1 rRNA gene is annotated in these 356 nt (G+C 45.2%); it reads right to left on the bottom strand.

From position 1 onward, the window contains the following. Positions 1–81, bottom strand: a 23S ribosomal RNA gene (locus AB4J89_RS19010); the annotation flags it as partial. Positions 82–356 lie beyond the last annotated feature (275 nt).

Raw genomic sequence — 356 nt, 5'->3', positions numbered from 1 at the left:
CCGACGCTTATCGCAGATTAGCACGTCCTTCATCGCCTCTGATTGCCTAGGCATCCACCGTGTACGCTTATTCGCTTAACCTCACAACCCGAAGATGTTTCTCTCGAAGACGACTTTAAAGGTCATGGCTACACAAGCATCAATTCGTTGTTGGGCAGTGCTCGTAATGCTCACATACTTATGTATGCTGCGCTTACTGCGCGCTGTCCGCCTAGAATTGCTGTTGCTCGCTCATGACACTCGCCTTGGAGTATCACAAATTCAAGGTCTGAGATTTTGAGAGACTCATCAATATACCTCGGTGATATATTGATTTGTTTTCAATTTTTCAGCTTGTTCCAGATTGTTAAAGAGCA

Source organism: Proteus sp. STS61-E, from assembly GCF_040932335.1.
Lineage (GTDB): Bacteria > Pseudomonadota > Gammaproteobacteria > Enterobacterales > Enterobacteriaceae > Proteus > Proteus mirabilis_B.
This window is presented reverse-complemented; position numbering and strand designations above follow the sequence as displayed.